Genomic DNA, 15,851 nt, shown 5'->3' with positions numbered 1-15,851 from the left:
AATTCGACTCCTTTTCATTTCATTCCAAATGTCGTTAATACTTTATTTTGCAGAGATCGAATAGTCTTCAAGGCGATAATTAGTGCTTCTTTGTCCCGTGATTTCATTTGCGTAAAGACGATCTCACTAGTATTGCTTTCTTGACGTTTATACCTATTCCAAGACTGCTCTATTCTTATCTTCACGATTATTTCATAAGCAAACCGAAGCTCATCGACATAAGCAGCTTCCATGATCGACCGTTCCTGAAAGAGATCTATTATTTCCAATGGTGTTTCTCCGAATATACCGTGATGGGCAGCAAGAATCTGCAAGGAATGATGAAACGGAAAGAGAGCATGTTTCTTGATATCAATGTGCTGTTTTTGCACACGAAAGAGCGCTCGAATTGGATGATTTAGTGTAGGCACCGGATTGTGTTTTTCTTGTTCGGCTGCTCTATACAAAAAGATACGTGATCGTTCAAATTGTGTTCTCACCGTTGATTTAAAATATTGATGTAACGATTGATCACCGTGTAAAAATCGAAAGGCTAAAAAATTATGACCTAACAGAATATTTTCATTGGTCGCGCGCAGCCCCCATGTTCGCAAACGATGGCTCCAATCCTTCACTGTACCTCTCCAGCTGGCTTCGCTTGCCATCATATTTCCATCACATCGCTTGTATCCTGCTCGTTCCAACCAAATTACGATTTCGTTGCCTAACGCGCGAAAATACTGATCAACTTTTTCTTTTTCATGTGTCTCCTCCACTTCCTCATACACGAGAAAATGGTCTTGGTCCGTCAGCATAAACTGTTCTGCGCGCCCGCCGCTTCCCATGAGGTAGAAAGCAAAAGCTGTTGGTGGTTCCCCGTACTTCTCTTTTATATTTTTTTGTGCCATATCCACACAATGACGCACTAAGCGGTCATAAAGCTTTGTCACAATTTCTGTTGTGTGAAGTGCCGGGATGGCATCATGAATAAGATTTGCTAGCACATCATATATAGCAGCAGTAACATCAGACAAATTATCTTTCGTTGACGATTCAATCTCTTTTAATATATCGAATTTGCCTCGATTTTGTTTTTTTAATAAATCCGCCAGCGTAATGATACCAACAATACGATTCTTTTTATTCTCATCAGCGACCGGTAAATGCTTCACCCCGTTCATTAGAAAACTGGACATTGCCTCATAATAGTAAGACTGTGTTGTGATAATATAAGGATTTTCACTCATCACATCTGCAGCCTTTTCGTCCCCTGTCTTTCTAGAAGCAATCACTCGCTCCACTAAGTCTTTTTCTGTAATAATTCCCGCAAGATCCCCGTTCTTTTTTTCTACAATAATAGAACTGGCGTTATGGTTCACCATCTTATCCGCCACTTCATAAATAGGTGTATCTTCTGAAACGGCAGTAACAGGCGAACTCATCATATCCTGAACACGTTGAATAAACGGATCACTTTCTCCCCACTGATTCGCTAAGTGCACCTGTTCGGCAAGAGATGCATAAATATCTTGAAGGCGCACGGCTACTTGACGAAGAACATAGTCTCTCACTTCTTCTCGATGCCAGACCAATTGAAGGACATGACTCGGGATATACAGGCAAACAGCTTCCTCCACCGCTTGCACTTCCACGGTGTAGGAATGCTCTTGCACAGTTGGTTCTCCAAGAAAATCAGCTAGGCTGGAAAAACCTATAATTTCACCGGGTTCGAGCACTTCCAAAACTTCATTATCTTTATGCGTGTCACGAAGAGAAACATATATTTCTGTTGTACCGTCAAGCATAAGTAAAAATCCGTCTCGCGGGCTGTGTGAAAATAATATTTTTTCTGCTTTTTGATAGCTTTTCAATGTACAATCTTTTATTAAGTCACTAAATTCAGCGGCAGTTGCGCCGCTGAATAAAGGATGATTACTTATTTGTTTCGTATACGGATTATTTATCTGTTCCATCGTTCATCCAAACCTCACCATCTTTGTAAGTCATTTGTTCCGGATAACGAAGATCTATCACATCATCCTGCAAATGTTTGGCAGGAGGTGGTGTGTTTTTCGAAACAATGATACAAGCTAATAAGTTTATAGGAACACTAATTAATCCAGCTCCTGTATCTTGTATACCAAACAGCGTGATTCCGCTCATGGCAAGGAAAATGTATGTTAGTGTACTTAAAAGGCCTATCAACATACCAGCAATAGCGCCTTGCGTATTCATTCGTTTCCACCATACACCTAAGAACAACACAGGGAAGAATGTTCCACCAGCTAAGGCAAAAGCCCATGCAACAATTTGGGTGATAACCCCTGGCGGATCCAGTGCAACAAGTCCCGCGACAATGGTAGAGACAACAATAGCAATTCTTCCTGCCTTTAAACGTTTTGCATCCGTTGCTTGCGGATTCATTAGACGGTAATAAATATCATGGGCAAAGGAAGATGAGATTGTAATCAAAAGTCCGCCCGCTGTAGACAGTGCAGCGGCCATAGCACCTGCAGCAACAAGCCCGATAACAAACAAACCGAGATTTGCGATTTCTGGAGTAGCCATAACAACAATATCTTCCCCAACGGATAATTCCGTCCAATCTAACATTCCATTTCCGTTCGTATCTGCTGCCTGCAGCAAGCCTGTATTAATCCAGCTTTCCGTCCAAGCAGGAAGATCTTCTATTGGTTGATTCGCTACTTGCGTCATTAAAATAAAACGGGAGAATGCAGCATAGGCTGGGGCTGATAAGTACAGGATACCGATGAACATAAGAGCCCACGCCCCGCTCCAACGAGCCGCTTTCATCGTGCTTACTGTAAAAAAACGTACGATAACGTGCGGAAGTGCTGATGTGCCAACCATTAACGTAAACATTAATGCAATAAATTGACTTTTATCACTTTCCGCGAACGGTGCGAAATATTCCGATAACCCTAGCTCCCTATCAATCGCACCGATTTCATCTACTACATTTCCATATGTCAACCAAGGAAGCGGGTTATAGGTAACTTGTAAACTCATAAAGACAATCGGAATAATATAAGCGATGATTAATATGAGATATTGCGCAACTTGCGTCCAGGTAACCCCCTTCATACCACCCAATGTTGCGTAAATCGCGATAATAACGACACCAATCATCGTTCCGTACATAGCTGGGATGTTAAACAATCTGCCGATAACAACCCCAGATCCGGATAGTTGACCAATAATATAAGTAAAACTAATGATAACCGTTGCAATTGCTGCGATTAAGCGGGCCGGATTACTCTCAAAACGATCTCCTATAAATTCCGGAACAGTAAAACGTCCATACTTTCGAAGCTGAGGCGCAAGCAAGAATGTAAGGAGTAAGAAACCTCCCGTCCAACCCATAATATAAGCGAGCCCATCATAACCAAGCGCCATGACTGTACCAGCCATACCAATGAATGAGGCTGCACTCATCCAATCGCCGCCGATTGCCATCCCATTCCATAACGGAGGAATTCCACGGCTGGCCACATAGAAATCCGAGGTAGCTTTCGCCCTATTAAATATGGAAATTCCGATATATAAGGCGAACGTTGCTAAAATCAACCCTAAAGACACAAATAATTGCGGATCCATTCATTCATCTCCTCCCAAAACGTTTTATTTCGTTTAATCTGTATTTTTATTACTGCTTATCGTAGCGTTAGCTGAATCAGTAATTCCGTATTTTTTATCTATCTTGTCACTAAAGATTGCGTTCAAGAACAAACATAAAATAAAGACAATCACGGCACCTTGAGACCCCATGTAGTAGTGAAATTCCACACCCATAAACTTAAATTGAGAGAAAAATTCTGCAAACGCGACTACCCCGAATGAGACTAGAAAGCCTACACCTAAAAAAATAATAACTAACCTCGTTCTCGTCTTGAAGTATGCGTCTGCCACTTCCTTATCTACTTTTTTCATCTTTTATCACCTCCGTTAAAATTACCATCCATTTAAGTACATTCTGTTCTTCTTGTATCGCGACTTGCTTGTCGTCACCTCCTTTTAGTCATCATTATTGAAATCGCTTACAAAATACGTATTAAAAATTACCTTAGTCCAAAAATCATCTGAACCGTTTCCCAAAAAGGTAATGGAACCATAATCACTTGGACAAGCAGATACAACCCCATTGCAGCAAATGGTACAGTTAGTAACAGTGGTTTTTTCCATTTAATCATTCCAATAATACTGGCAATGGCCAATGCCCAAAATAAAATAAGAATAGGCACGTATAATTCCTCCCCCTTGTTGTCTGTTAAGGTGCAGGCTAATATTTGTTATAATACACATTATTTCAAATTTTCAGATATGAAGTCAACCGATTTTTAGAAAAAATAAAATTAATTTTGTAGATTTTTGAAAGAACTTGTGGACAGTGTGGATAAGTTTTTTCGACATTCTTACTACACAGGGTAGCCGGGTGTCTGAGTCATTCCCACAGGATGTGGTGACTTCAACGCCCGAGAACAGGACGTCCAACGAAGAGCGTCACGTCCTAAGGTCAGTCTTTTTGTCTTTGGATAGTAAAAGTCGTCTTTTGGACAGTAATTCACTCTTTTTGGCTAGTAATCATTCACATTTAGACAGTAACAAATCGTTTGGCCAGTAACTCCCCCAACTTGGCTAGTATTTCTTCTTCTTTCGCTAGTAAAATTTCTCCTTTCCCTAAAATGTCTCGCATGATAAAGATTCAGGACATTTCATACCTATTTTCATTACGTTTTGTCCTAGATTGGTCGTATTAGAGACAGAATGTTCTGCATCTACCTTTTACTTGTCCTCCAAAACATCATTTCGGACATGCTCTGACATTTTCAACATTGATTTGCCTTATCTTGAGAAAAACGGAACTTGAAAAACCGCCAAGCTCCGTCCTTTTAGAATATTCTTCTTTCCGCATCCGCTCCAGACGGGACGCTTTCCACGGCATGGCCTCAGCCTTATCTTCGCACCAAAAGAAAAAAAGCCGCCTGGATTAAAAAACGATCCAGACAGCTTTGATATTATTATTCTTCCGTTTCATCCTCATCAGGTTCTTCAGAATCTTCACCTTGCTGATCCTCTGATTCTTCCTCTTCTTCTTCATCGTCCCCATCAAAAATAGGAAATTCCTGAAGCGAGGAAGACTCTTCCTCATCCGGGTTCTCTTCATCACGAGCGGTCTCATCATCTTCCTTGTTTTCAGAAGTGTTTAACGCCTGAAGGGATTGGTGAAACGCTTCTGTCGGATTAACCGGTTCTCCATTTCGACGAATTTCAAAGTGGGCGTGAATGCCAGCATCGCTATTATACAAGTTTCTCGATGCCATTCCTAATACAGACCCTTGCGTTATCGTATCGCCTTCTACTACTTCAATATCTTCTAAACTGCTGTAGGACGTTACAATGTCATCACCATGTTTCACATCTACCACGTGACCTAGAATGTCATCTTCTTCTACATTCACCACTTCGCCTGTAGCCGCAGCCGTTACTTCAAACGCTTCACCATCCTGATCAGCGAGATCAATACCTTTGTTCTGGTAATACATGTTATTGTAGTAGACGAGAGCATCTTGTTGTTCTTCGGCTGCTGCATCATGATCGTAATAATACCCTATGATATCTACACTCTCTTCATCGCTTACTGGCATTTGCATCGTTTCATCTTCTGCAGCTGTTGGCGTGGAATCTTCATCTGTGCCGCGCTCGTTCTCTTCAGCATATTCTTCTTCCTCGCCAAAAGGATCTTCTTCATCAGATTGATCCGTTCCGACAGGATTTTGAATAAGAAAATAGGTTCCTAAAAGAATAGCGCAAGCACTTAAATAAGCTGCCGGCCAAAACCATTTGTTTTTTGACCACCGACGCAGTTTGCTTCCTGCTCCTCTTTTTTCGCGGGCAGCAGACTGCTGTTTTTCTTCATCTTTCATATTTATCACCTCAGCACCCATTCTGAACAGATGCGAGGAAAAATATACCTGACCTATAAAATTATTAGAAATTTTTGTAATGCTTTATAAACTTGATATAACAACGTCTTTAAAATAGTGTTGCAATATCTCTTGATAATCTTTTCCTTCTTTGGCCATTCCATCGGCTCCATACTGACTCATTCCTACACCATGACCCCAGCCCTTTGTCGTAAACACCATTTCTGTTCCCTCTCTCGTCATTTGAAAATCACTAGAATCAAGCTCTAGCTCTTCTCGAATGTGACGGCCATCAAACGTTTTTCCACCAAGTTTTACTTCATCTACCCGATTTCCATCTGTTCTGTTTAAAATTTCTCCTGTTTCTCCAGCTCCGATTGTAATATTTAATTTTTGTTCTACATCAGCAACGGTCATTCGTTTCACGTTTTCATAACGGGGGGACTCATTATCCCATGGGCTTTCTACGCTCTGCAAATAGGGCTCTGGATTTTCCCAATAATCTTCCGCGTTTTCGGTATACCCGTTACTTGTTGAAAAGAAAGCTGCTGTTATAGGCTCCCCTTCGTAGGTTAGTACCTGCCCTTGTGTCGCGAGCACCGCTTCTTTTACTTTATCCATTTTCCACTCATAATCGTCGCCCCACTCTTTTTTCAACTCCTCTTCACTTTTATACACTTGATGCATCTTCGTATCTGTAACAAGCGCTCCCTGCGGTAAATTAATATCAGAGGACGATGACATTTGTTTAGCGACATACGTGCGTGCTGTTAGGGCCTGCGCCTTTAATGCTTCTATATCAAATTCGACAGGCATTTCTGACGCTACGACTCCAGCCACATATGTTTCTAAATCCGTTTCTTCCACTGTTTCCGTCTCATTTCGAAAGACAGGCACGATTCTCTCCTCCGTTTCTTTATCCAACTGTTTCGTCAATGCCTGTCGCGACCCTCCCGTTGTTGCCTTTTCTGCGCTTTCTGACATCTTGTCCTCCTGATCTGGAACCATGACCAATAGGACTGGAATAAGAAAAAAAAGAGTAATCATTATTACAGAAAGGAAAACCCCTTTTTTCATGCATACGGCCTCCTGTTCTTTTCATATGTAGTTACGGTAAATACCTTCTACCATATGAAGGAAAAAAGACCATTATGCTATTGAAAAACAAATATATCCACACGGCTAGGTGCTTGTGCCTCATAAAATAAAAACCGATTCCCATCAAAACGGAATCGGTTTTCTCTCGGTTATTAATTATTAGCAGTACGAAGCACTTCAACATCAGCATTCGCTTCTTCTGCTTCTGTTAGGTCTACTCCGCTCACTCGTTCAATTTTTGCGCCAAGTCCTTGTAGTTTCTCGTGGAAGTCAACATAACCTCGGTCGAGATGGCGAAGCTCCGTTAGCGTTGTTTCTCCATCAGCAACAAGACCGGCAATGATTAACGCAGCCCCTGCACGCAAATCGGTTGCGGCGACTTCCGCTCCTTGTAAGCGAACAGGCCCTGTTACGATAGCAGTTCTGCCTTCAATCTTAATATCAGCGTCCATGCGCCGGAATTCTTCCACATGCATGAAGCGATTTTCGAAAACCGTTTCTGTAATAACTGCGGTTCCTTTCGCCTGAGTTAACAGCGCCATAAATTGAGCCTGCATATCTGTTGGAAATCCGGGATGCGGCATGGTTTTCAAGTCGACCGGACGAAGAATATCCGGACCTGTCACTTGCATTCCATTGTCATATTCTTCAATGACAACGCCCATTTCGCGAAGTTTGGCGACAAGCGGTCTAATATGCTCATGAATGGCCCCTTCGACAAACACGTCACCACCAGTAATAGCTGCAGCAATCATAAACGATCCTGCTTCAATCCGGTCTGGTATGATTGTATGGTCCGCCCCGTATAAATGCTTCACACCGTCAATACGTATCGTACCTGTGCCGGCTCCCCGAACGTTGGCTCCCATAGCATTCAAGTAATTGGCAAGGTCTACAATCTCTGGTTCTTCCGCTACATTTTCAAGAATTGTCGTTCCTTCTGCCAAGGTAGCAGCCATCATAATATTTTCTGTAGCACCTACACTCGGGAAATCTAGATAAATGCGGGCTCCTTGAAGACGATCCTGTACTTTCGCTTCAATATACCCATTCCCAATTTCTACAGTGGCTCCCATCGCTTCAAAACCCTTCAAATGCTGATCAATAGGCCGGGAACCTATAGCGCAGCCTCCGGGAAGTGCAATATGAGCGCACCCTTTTCTTGCTAGCAACGGTCCCATCACGAGAAAAGAAGCTCGCATCTTTCGAACATATTCAAACGGTGCTTCTGTAGTTAACGAACCACTTGCATTAGAAGTAAATACACCATTTTCAAAACTCACATCAGCGTCCATATAAGTCAGTACATTTTTCATTGTAAATACATCTGCTAAAGATGGGACATCATATATAGTGCTCGTTCCTTCTTCAGCAAGGAGAGAAGCGGCTATAACAGGCAGAACAGCATTTTTGGCACCTTCTGCTTTTACTGTTCCCTTCAGCCGCTTTCCTCCTCTCACTAAAATTTTATCCAACGTATTCCCCTCCGCGTCCGTTAATAATCCTATATTTTCTGTAAATGAAATGTGTGAATATCCTGCGTGTATCTCTTAACCGAAATCTGACATAATAACATACTACAATATGCGGCCTAACAGACAGGATATACCGCTTTAATTTATACATATTCATTAGTCCAACTAGGCGTGCCCTGTCCTACGATGAAACAAGTGCCCATTCTGTTCATCCATAAGTAAAGCTCTTTCAGGCAGCCATCCATTCTTTGCCTTAGTCGTCACTTTGTAGACAACGTTACAACAATTTTTTAGGTTATTGTCATGGCTAGTCGACTGATATTCCCGACTTTTTTTGTCTTTAATCATGCTTTTTCGACATCATTAAAGACAAAAAAATCCATTGACTCTTTAAAGTCTTCTTGTTATACATTTTCACCTATGTAAACCACAGCATACATGGTAGTTCAAGGAGAAATATGTCTATTGATGTCGTTTTACAACAAATACCTTAACATCAACGAACCATTTAAATATTCAATAAAGAAAGAACTAACTAGGTGGCTTATCGCAATCGTCACCAGAACCATAAGCAATTTTGCCTTCGGTCCTTCTGGATTCCGCATGAAAACATCAAAGCGAAATGTCTGTAAGCTCCACCATACAATTACCAGAAAAACGAGATTTACAGTAATATGTAATACTGCTTCTTGCCCTTCAGGGTTCATTATGAAAAACTCCTTAAAGTCCCTTTCTGACAGTCCGTAGAGTATGTTAGGCTATAACACACAAAAAAGAAAGAGCCAATTTTCCCATTACGTATAATTATTAACAATTATACGGTTTATAGGGCATCATAACTAGTTTTGCAAAAAAATCGACAAAATACAATTTTTTTAATATTTATACTATAACATAGGTCCTACTTTACTATTATAATAAAAATAGACAAAAATTGATACCATAAAAAATAAAATTTTAAATTTTTATTACAATGAGTGTGCATTTGTGTAACGTTTTTGTAATAGAGACGATAAGTTTTTAAAGGAGGGACGTAAATGGAACCTGTTCATAACGTAAACACAGCCTCATCCCTAGTCGAAAAAATATGGGCCGTTCATAAATATGATGTGATGAGTAAAGGGTACAACCATTATAGACACTGTTCCTCTCTTACAAAAGGCATAACGACCTTTCTTGATATAACACTCATGCTGCAAACCCTCCGAATACTAAAAGGAAAACCATACGACTACAAAGCTGTGATAAATACAATGGAACATATGTGGGGATACATAAAAAAAGAAGCTGCAGTAGAAGAAAAAAATATATTTTACTTTTTCTTAAAATGGAATTCACATATTCCGTATAGGCGTTTTTATCAATGGCCTGGTCATTTAAACAACGCCTACCGGTACTTTCTTTATTTATTAGATAAGTATCCTCAACCTTATCTTCAAAATAGTTCTATTATATTTCCCGAGAAATATAATGTTGAAATCAAGACGAACAAGGGAATATTTATCGTTAAATACGATATATTGTGGAAAAAAGGATAATTTCGGTACGGGGCGTTGTGTCAGCACACGATTACACTTGATTCATACGGGGCTTGAATAACAAGAGCGGTGATCCCTGTGCAGGCTCGCTTTCCCTGGGCATGTCCTCAGCCTCTTCGAAAGCGCTTGTCGGCTCTTTCTCCGGGTCTTTCGACTCATGCTTTTTCCACAGGAGTCTCGCCTGCTCCGGTCTCACCTACCGTCTTGATATAATGGAAGCCGTTCACACGTGGATTCTTTCAGCTGCCTTCATACTTTTTCCGCTGGAAACGCCTGCCTTCGCTTCTGTTGAAGGTTCGTCCAAAATGTAAATCACGCAAACTCTATACTTTCTTTGTTTCATAAAAAAAGCTGTTCTAAAACGAAACTCCGTTTAAGAACAGCTTTTTTGTGTTATTTTCCTGCTACTTTAAGTCTTGTGGTGGCACGTTGAAGAGCAAGTTGAGCCCTTTTAAAGTCGATCTCTTCCTGCTTGGCACGTTCGAGCCGGTCTTCTGCCCGTTCCTTCGCTTTTTGGGCCCGTTCCACGTCTATATGTGACGGGGTTTCTGCCGCTTCAGCGAGAATCGTAACGTTATCCGGACGGACCTCAATGAAGCCGCCGCTAACTGAAACAAGATTAACACTTGAGTCATTTTTGAGGCGGACGGCACCTACCGCAAGCGGTGCTACCAGCGGAATGTGGCCTGGCAGTATCCCTAGTTCCCCGCTTTGGGCCCGGGCACTGACCATTTCCACATCCCCTTCATAAATTGCGCCATCAGGAGTGACAACATTGACACTTACAGTCGACATGATAAATCCTCCTTAACAGCATTCCCGCTTAGGACATAGCCTTAGCTTTTTCAGTGACATCTTCAATTGGTCCGCAAAGGCGGAATGCATCTTCTGGAACATCGTCATGCTTACCGTCGAGAATTTCACGGAAACCACGGATTGTATCCTTAACTTGTACATAAGATCCTGGTTGTCCTGTAAACTGTTCGGCAACATGGAAGTTTTGCGATAAAAAGAATTGAATGCGGCGTGCGCGGTGAACGACTAACTTGTCGTCTTCTGACAATTCATCCATCCCTAGTATCGCAATAATATCTTGAAGTTCTTTATACTTTTGAAGCGTTTGTTGTACTTCTTGTGCTACTTCATAATGCTCATCTCCGACAAATTCTGGAGCAAGCGCTCGTGAAGTCGAATCAAGAGGATCCACAGCTGGATAAATACCCATTTCTGTCAGTCTACGTTCTAAGTTTGTCGTAGCGTCCAAGTGAGCAAAGGTTGTTGCTGGAGCCGGGTCTGTATAGTCATCGGCCGGTACATAAATAGCTTGGATGGATGTTACAGAACCTTTTTTCGTAGACGTAATTCGTTCTTGAAGCTGTCCCATTTCTGTAGCTAGTGTCGGCTGATAACCAACCGCAGACGGCATGCGTCCAAGCAATGCAGAAACTTCTGAACCAGCTTGTGTAAAACGATAAATATTGTCGACGAATAAAAGCACATCCGCACCATCTACATCACGGAAATGTTCTGCGAGTGTCAGTCCAGTTAGTGCCACACGCATACGAGCACCAGGTGGTTCGTTCATTTGTCCAAACACCATGGCTGCCTTATTAATAACACCGGAATCCTGCATTTCAAAGTACAAGTCGTTCCCTTCACGAGTACGTTCCCCTACTCCGGCAAATACAGAAATACCACCGTGTTCTTGGGCGATGTTGTTGATTAGTTCTTGAATTAATACCGTTTTACCAACACCTGCACCACCGAACAAACCAATCTTACCACCTTTTACGTAAGGGGCTAGTAAATCTACAACTTTAATTCCTGTTTCTAGAATCTCTGTTTGCGTAGATAATTCATCGAATTGTGGTGCTTCTCTATGAATCGGATCTCTTTTTACCTCTGGTCCGATTGGTTCCTGTTCGTCAATCGTTTCTCCTAGCACGTTAAATACGCGTCCAAGTGTTTGTTCTCCGACAGGCACTGAAATCGGACCACCTGTGTTAATCACTTCCGCTCCTCTTACAAGGCCATCCGTGGATCCCATGGACACTGTACGTACAGTATCGTTCCCAAGGTGCAGTGCAACTTCCAAAGATACTTCAACATCCGCGATATCTTCGGATTGACTTTTTTGGGAAACAGTTAGAGCGTTATTCAATTCTGGCAGTTGACCGCTCGGAAAGCTGACGTCCACTACCGGACCCATAATTTGGGTAACGCGTCCATTGCTCATAGTTTTCCCTCCTATCTAAATCTTATCTCAAGTATTATTTATTCAAGTGCAGCAGAGCCGGCAACAATTTCACTGATTTCCTGAGTAATGGCAGCTTGTCTGGCTCGGTTATAGGACAAGGTGAGATCATCTATAATTTCTCCTGCATTATCGCTTGCAGCACTCATAGCTGTCATCCTTGCACCAAACTCACTAGCTTTAGCATCAAGCAGCGACCCATAAATCAAGCTTTCCGCATATTGCGGCAAGAGTTGCTCAAGAATGGCTTCTTCTGAAGGTTCATATTCATAACTTGTCCCCGCTGTCTGTTCTTGCTGTGAACCAGTCAAGTCCGTTAACGGAAGCAGCTTTGTTTCCGTCACATCTTGTTGAAGCGGGCTGACGAAATGGTTATACCATAAGTAAATCTGGTCAAGCTCTTCTTCAGCAAACATGTTCACCGCAAGTCGTGTCACGTTTTTGATATCCTGAAAGGAAGGCTGATCAGGAAGACCAGTAATTTCGTCCAAAATAGGAATACCACGCTTTTTAAGCAAATCTCTGCCAACTCGCCCTAGCACAATAACAGCATACTCATCCGTTGATTTATGACGCTGTTTAATCGTGTCCATAAAGTTTCTCAGCAAATTCGCATTATATCCGCCGGCCAGACCACTGTCGGAAAAAATCATAATATATGCTGTTTTTTTCACCGGCCGTTCTTCGAGCATCGGGTGACTGGCATCAGAATTACTAGCTGCAATTCCCGTTACCACTTCGCGGATTTTTTGCGTATAGGGCTCATACGATTGAGCATTAGCTTGCGCCCGGTTTAACTTAGAGGCTGCAACCATCTCCATCGCTTTCGTTATTTGTTTCATCTTTTTGGTCGAGTTAATCCGCGTTTTAATTTCACGTAAAGAGGCCATCTTCTTTCACCACCTTTTTTACACTGGTGCAACTAGGCAACGGTCTCCTAATAAACAGTACCGCTTCAAATAGGGCAAGTCAGATAGGAGACCTATTTGTTTGTATTATTTTGATACATTAAATGATTGTTTAAAACCATCCAACGCTTGATTGAAATCGTCTTTTTCCGGAAGGTTTCCTGTTTCCCGAATACCATTTAACAAATCTTTGTGATTAGAATCGAGGTATACAAATAGCTCGGATTCAAACCGCTGAATGTCTTCCATTGGTACATCATCAAGATAACCGGTAGTCAAAGCGTACAAGATTGCAACTTGTTTTTCGACAGGTTGTGGCTTGTTCAAGCCCTGTTTCAAAACTTCCACTGTACGTTGTCCACGTGAAAGCTTTGCTTGTGTCGCTTCATCCAGGTCAGATCCAAATTGAGCAAATGCTTCCAGTTCACGGAATGATGCTAAATCAAGACGCAGCGTACCGGACACTTTTTTCATCGCTTTAATTTGGGCAGATCCACCGACACGGGATACAGAAATACCTGGGTTTACTGCCGGTCTTACACCAGAATGGAAAAGGTCGGATTGCAAGAAAATCTGACCATCTGTAATGGAGATAACGTTTGTTGGAATGTATGCCCCAACATCACCTGCTTGTGTTTCAATAAATGGAAGGGCAGTTAAAGAACCGGCACCTTTCTCATCACTAAGCTTAGCCGAACGCTCTAATAAACGGGAGTGCAAGTAGAACACATCACCCGGAAATGCTTCACGGCCTGGAGGACGGCGAAGTAAAAGTGAGAGTTCACGATATGCAGCCGCTTGCTTAGTAAGGTCATCATATACAACCAATACGTGCTTGCCGTTGTACATGAATTCTTCTCCCATGGAAACACCAGCATATGGAGCAAGATACAAGAGCGGTGCAGGATCAGATGCACCAGCGTTCACCACAATGGTATAATCAAGCGCTCCTTTTTGACGGAACGTTTCTACAACGCCGGATACGGTCGATTCCTTCTGACCGATTGCAACATAAATACATATAATATCTTCGTCTTTTTGGTTTAGAATCGTGTCAACCGCAATGGATGTCTTACCAATTTGACGGTCCCCGATAATCAACTCACGTTGTCCGCGTCCAATCGGAATCATAGAGTCAATCGCCTTGATTCCTGTCTGTAATGGCTCGTGAACCGATTTACGGTCCATAACACCAGGAGCTGGGCTTTCTATCGGACGTGTTTTCGTTGTTTCCGTTGCTCCTTGTCCGTCAATAGGCTGTCCAAGCGGATTTACCACTCGTCCCAGTAATTCTTCCCCTACTGGTACTTCCATGATACGGCCCGTCCGCTTCACTTCATCACCTTCGCGAATTTCACTATCAGGACCAAGGATAATAATACCAACATTGTTTTCTTCTAAGTTTTGCGCCATTCCAATGACCCCATTGGAGAATTCAAGCAGTTCCCCAGCCATTGCATTCGCGAGGCCATGAGCACGCGCGATGCCGTCACCGACCTGTATAACGGTGCCGACTTCATTTGCTTGCACATCAGACTGAAAGTTTTCAATCTGCTGTTTTATGAGAGAGCTAATTTCATCCGGTTTAATGCTCATTAACGTTCACCCCTATCTTCTATCGTTTCCCGGAAACCAGATTGCGTTCCAATCGGTTCAATTGACCTTTTACACTTCCATCAAAAATAATGTCACCAATATGAACTTTCATTCCGCCAATAAGTTCAGAATCAATTTCATTCTTAATATGAAGTGTATCTTTTCCGGTCTTCTCCGCAAAAGTTTGAGAAATCTTATCGTGCTCTGCTTCAGACAACGGCTTCACCGTATAAACGGTGGCGTGTCCGATTTTTTGTTCTTCATCTGCTAGTTCTTCAAATTTTTCTACTATTTGATAAACGGTGTCTATCCTTTTTTTCTCTAATAAAAGCAGCAAAGTATGCTGCACAATATCACTGAAAGCAGAAAAACTTTCTTGAATAAGGCTTTGTTTCTTTTCTTTAGAAACCATTGGGTGGCCTAGCAGCTCGTGAAATTCTTCATTGTCTGTGAATACTTGTTTCACTACTTCCAACTCTGAACGAGTCTGATCCAGCACACCTTTTTCCTTTGAAAGTTCAAACAGGGCTACGGCATAACGGTTCGCTGCTGCTCTACTCATAGCCGGTCGCCTGCCTCTTTCACATAGTCATCAATAAGCTGTTCTTGTTCTTTTTCATCCAATTCTTTCTCGATAATCTTGGATGCAATCATAACAGACAAGGACCCAACCTGTTCACGCAATTCAGCGACAGCTTGTTCTTTTTCCCGTGCAATATCAGCAAGCGCGTTTTCTTTCATGCGCTCTGCTTCTGCTCGTGATTGAGCGATAATATCTTCGCCCTGCTTTTCGCTTGTCTTTTTTGCATTGGCAATAATGGATTGTGCTTCATCACGCGCACGTTCCAATTCCTGCCGTTGTTCTTCTACATATTTCTCCGCATCTTGGCGGTTTTTTTCAGCTGTTTCTATCTCACTGGCAACGTGTTCTTCACGTTGTTTCATCATATTCATGATTGGTCCCCACGCAAACTTGCGCAAAGCCAGCATCAGAATAACAAATGTAACAATCGAAAATAGAACGTCACCCCAAATCATAGTTTCTGGCACGGATTTCA

The 15,851-nt window shown here is 42.1% G+C and carries 15 protein-coding genes; 1 reads left to right on the top strand and 14 read right to left on the bottom strand.

What is annotated here, in order from left to right; all coding sequences use genetic code 11:
• Positions 1 to 14: 14 nt before the first annotated feature.
• The 8 genes from J2S78_RS01255 to J2S78_RS01220 all read right to left on the bottom strand — a co-directional run bounded on the left by J2S78_RS01255 (position 15) and on the right by J2S78_RS01220 (position 9,204).
• Positions 15 to 1,952 carry a DUF294 nucleotidyltransferase-like domain-containing protein gene (locus J2S78_RS01255; RefSeq protein ID WP_306895546.1) on the bottom strand — a complete coding sequence of 646 codons (1,938 nt, stop codon included), beginning with the start codon at positions 1,950 to 1,952 and terminating at the stop codon, positions 15 to 17.
• Positions 1,936 to 3,597, bottom strand: a complete 1,662-nt coding sequence (locus J2S78_RS01250) for a sodium:solute symporter family protein (protein ID WP_306895545.1) — start codon at positions 3,595 to 3,597, stop codon at positions 1,936 to 1,938. Before J2S78_RS01250 ends, J2S78_RS01255 begins: the two co-directional genes overlap by 17 nt.
• A gap of 33 nt (positions 3,598 to 3,630) precedes the next feature.
• Entirely contained in the window at positions 3,631 to 3,930 is a 300-nt protein-coding gene (locus J2S78_RS01245; RefSeq protein WP_306895543.1) for a DUF4212 domain-containing protein, read from the bottom strand.
• Positions 3,931 to 4,058: 128 nt separating this feature from the next.
• Positions 4,059 to 4,241: a hypothetical protein gene (locus J2S78_RS01240; RefSeq protein WP_125557835.1), complete on the bottom strand. Its 183-nt coding sequence runs from the start codon at positions 4,239 to 4,241 to the stop codon at positions 4,059 to 4,061.
• A gap of 777 nt (positions 4,242 to 5,018) precedes the next feature.
• Positions 5,019 to 5,924 carry a M23 family metallopeptidase gene (locus J2S78_RS01235; RefSeq protein WP_306895541.1) on the bottom strand — a complete coding sequence of 302 codons (906 nt, stop codon included), beginning with the start codon at positions 5,922 to 5,924 and terminating at the stop codon, positions 5,019 to 5,021.
• Positions 5,925 to 6,008: 84 nt separating this feature from the next.
• Positions 6,009 to 7,001 (bottom strand): stage II sporulation protein D, encoded by a 993-nt coding sequence (spoIID, locus tag J2S78_RS01230; protein ID WP_306895538.1) that lies wholly within the window; start codon positions 6,999 to 7,001, stop codon positions 6,009 to 6,011.
• A gap of 173 nt (positions 7,002 to 7,174) precedes the next feature.
• Positions 7,175 to 8,497, bottom strand: a complete 1,323-nt coding sequence (gene murA, locus J2S78_RS01225) for a UDP-N-acetylglucosamine 1-carboxyvinyltransferase (protein ID WP_306895536.1) — start codon at positions 8,495 to 8,497, stop codon at positions 7,175 to 7,177.
• A gap of 476 nt (positions 8,498 to 8,973) precedes the next feature.
• On the bottom strand, positions 8,974 to 9,204 hold the full coding sequence (locus J2S78_RS01220; RefSeq protein WP_306895534.1) for a DUF1146 family protein: 231 nt from the start codon (positions 9,202 to 9,204) through the stop codon (positions 8,974 to 8,976).
• Positions 9,205 to 9,534: 330 nt separating this feature from the next.
• On the opposite strand from J2S78_RS01220, the gene J2S78_RS01215 reads away from it, so the two are divergent.
• Positions 9,535 to 10,035, top strand: a complete 501-nt coding sequence (locus tag J2S78_RS01215) for a DUF1722 domain-containing protein (protein WP_306895532.1) — start codon at positions 9,535 to 9,537, stop codon at positions 10,033 to 10,035.
• A gap of 393 nt (positions 10,036 to 10,428) precedes the next feature.
• Here J2S78_RS01215 and J2S78_RS01210 read toward each other — a convergent pair whose 3' ends face one another.
• The 6 genes from J2S78_RS01210 to atpF all read right to left on the bottom strand — a co-directional run bounded on the left by J2S78_RS01210 (position 10,429) and on the right by atpF (position 15,831).
• Positions 10,429 to 10,830, bottom strand: coding sequence for a F0F1 ATP synthase subunit epsilon (locus tag J2S78_RS01210; RefSeq protein WP_306895530.1), 402 nt, complete (start codon positions 10,828 to 10,830; stop codon positions 10,429 to 10,431).
• A gap of 28 nt (positions 10,831 to 10,858) precedes the next feature.
• Entirely contained in the window at positions 10,859 to 12,271 is a 1,413-nt protein-coding gene (gene atpD, locus J2S78_RS01205) for a F0F1 ATP synthase subunit beta (RefSeq protein WP_306895529.1), read from the bottom strand.
• A 38-nt stretch (positions 12,272 to 12,309) separates the two neighbouring features.
• The gene (atpG, locus tag J2S78_RS01200) at positions 12,310 to 13,179 is read right to left on the bottom strand and encodes an ATP synthase F1 subunit gamma (RefSeq protein ID WP_306895527.1); all 870 of its coding nucleotides are present in this window, start codon (positions 13,177 to 13,179) and stop codon (positions 12,310 to 12,312) included.
• Positions 13,180 to 13,284: 105 nt separating this feature from the next.
• Positions 13,285 to 14,793, bottom strand: coding sequence for a F0F1 ATP synthase subunit alpha (atpA, locus tag J2S78_RS01195; RefSeq protein WP_306895525.1), 1,509 nt, complete (start codon positions 14,791 to 14,793; stop codon positions 13,285 to 13,287).
• Positions 14,794 to 14,812: 19 nt separating this feature from the next.
• On the bottom strand, positions 14,813 to 15,355 hold the full coding sequence (locus J2S78_RS01190) for a F0F1 ATP synthase subunit delta (RefSeq protein WP_306895523.1): 543 nt from the start codon (positions 15,353 to 15,355) through the stop codon (positions 14,813 to 14,815).
• Positions 15,352 to 15,831, bottom strand: coding sequence for a F0F1 ATP synthase subunit B (gene atpF / locus J2S78_RS01185; RefSeq protein ID WP_306896969.1), 480 nt, complete (start codon positions 15,829 to 15,831; stop codon positions 15,352 to 15,354). Before atpF ends, J2S78_RS01190 begins: the two co-directional genes overlap by 4 nt.
• Positions 15,832 to 15,851 lie beyond the last annotated feature (20 nt).

The organism is Salibacterium salarium, assembly GCF_030813635.1.
In the GTDB taxonomy this organism is placed as follows: domain Bacteria; phylum Bacillota; class Bacilli; order Bacillales; family Marinococcaceae; genus Salibacterium; species Salibacterium salarium.
The sequence above is the reverse complement of the archived record's forward strand: the minus strand, read 5'-3'. Positions and strand labels throughout refer to the sequence as shown.

What these genes read in the sequence shown, in the direction of transcription:
- J2S78_RS01255 (WP_306895546.1), bottom strand. Translation starts at nt 1,952, where the DNA reads ATGGAACAGATAAATAATCCGTATACGAAACAAATAAGTAATCATCCT.
- J2S78_RS01250 (WP_306895545.1), bottom strand. Translation starts at nt 3,597, where the DNA reads ATGGATCCGCAATTATTTGTGTCTTTAGGGTTGATTTTAGCAACGTTC.
- J2S78_RS01245 (WP_306895543.1), bottom strand. Translation starts at nt 3,930, where the DNA reads ATGAAAAAAGTAGATAAGGAAGTGGCAGACGCATACTTCAAGACGAGA.
- J2S78_RS01235 (WP_306895541.1), bottom strand. Translation starts at nt 5,924, where the DNA reads ATGAAAGATGAAGAAAAACAGCAGTCTGCTGCCCGCGAAAAAAGAGGA.
- spoIID (WP_306895538.1), bottom strand. Translation starts at nt 7,001, where the DNA reads ATGAAAAAAGGGGTTTTCCTTTCTGTAATAATGATTACTCTTTTTTTT.
- J2S78_RS01220 (WP_306895534.1), bottom strand. Translation starts at nt 9,204, where the DNA reads ATGAACCCTGAAGGGCAAGAAGCAGTATTACATATTACTGTAAATCTC.
- J2S78_RS01215 (WP_306895532.1), top strand. Translation starts at nt 9,535, where the DNA reads ATGGAACCTGTTCATAACGTAAACACAGCCTCATCCCTAGTCGAAAAA.
- J2S78_RS01210 (WP_306895530.1), bottom strand. Translation starts at nt 10,830, where the DNA reads ATGTCGACTGTAAGTGTCAATGTTGTCACTCCTGATGGCGCAATTTAT.
- atpD (WP_306895529.1), bottom strand. Translation starts at nt 12,271, where the DNA reads ATGAGCAATGGACGCGTTACCCAAATTATGGGTCCGGTAGTGGACGTC.
- atpG (WP_306895527.1), bottom strand. Translation starts at nt 13,179, where the DNA reads ATGGCCTCTTTACGTGAAATTAAAACGCGGATTAACTCGACCAAAAAG.
- atpA (WP_306895525.1), bottom strand. Translation starts at nt 14,793, where the DNA reads ATGAGCATTAAACCGGATGAAATTAGCTCTCTCATAAAACAGCAGATT.
- J2S78_RS01190 (WP_306895523.1), bottom strand. Translation starts at nt 15,355, where the DNA reads ATGAGTAGAGCAGCAGCGAACCGTTATGCCGTAGCCCTGTTTGAACTT.
- atpF (WP_306896969.1), bottom strand. Translation starts at nt 15,831, where the DNA reads ATGATTTGGGGTGACGTTCTATTTTCGATTGTTACATTTGTTATTCTG.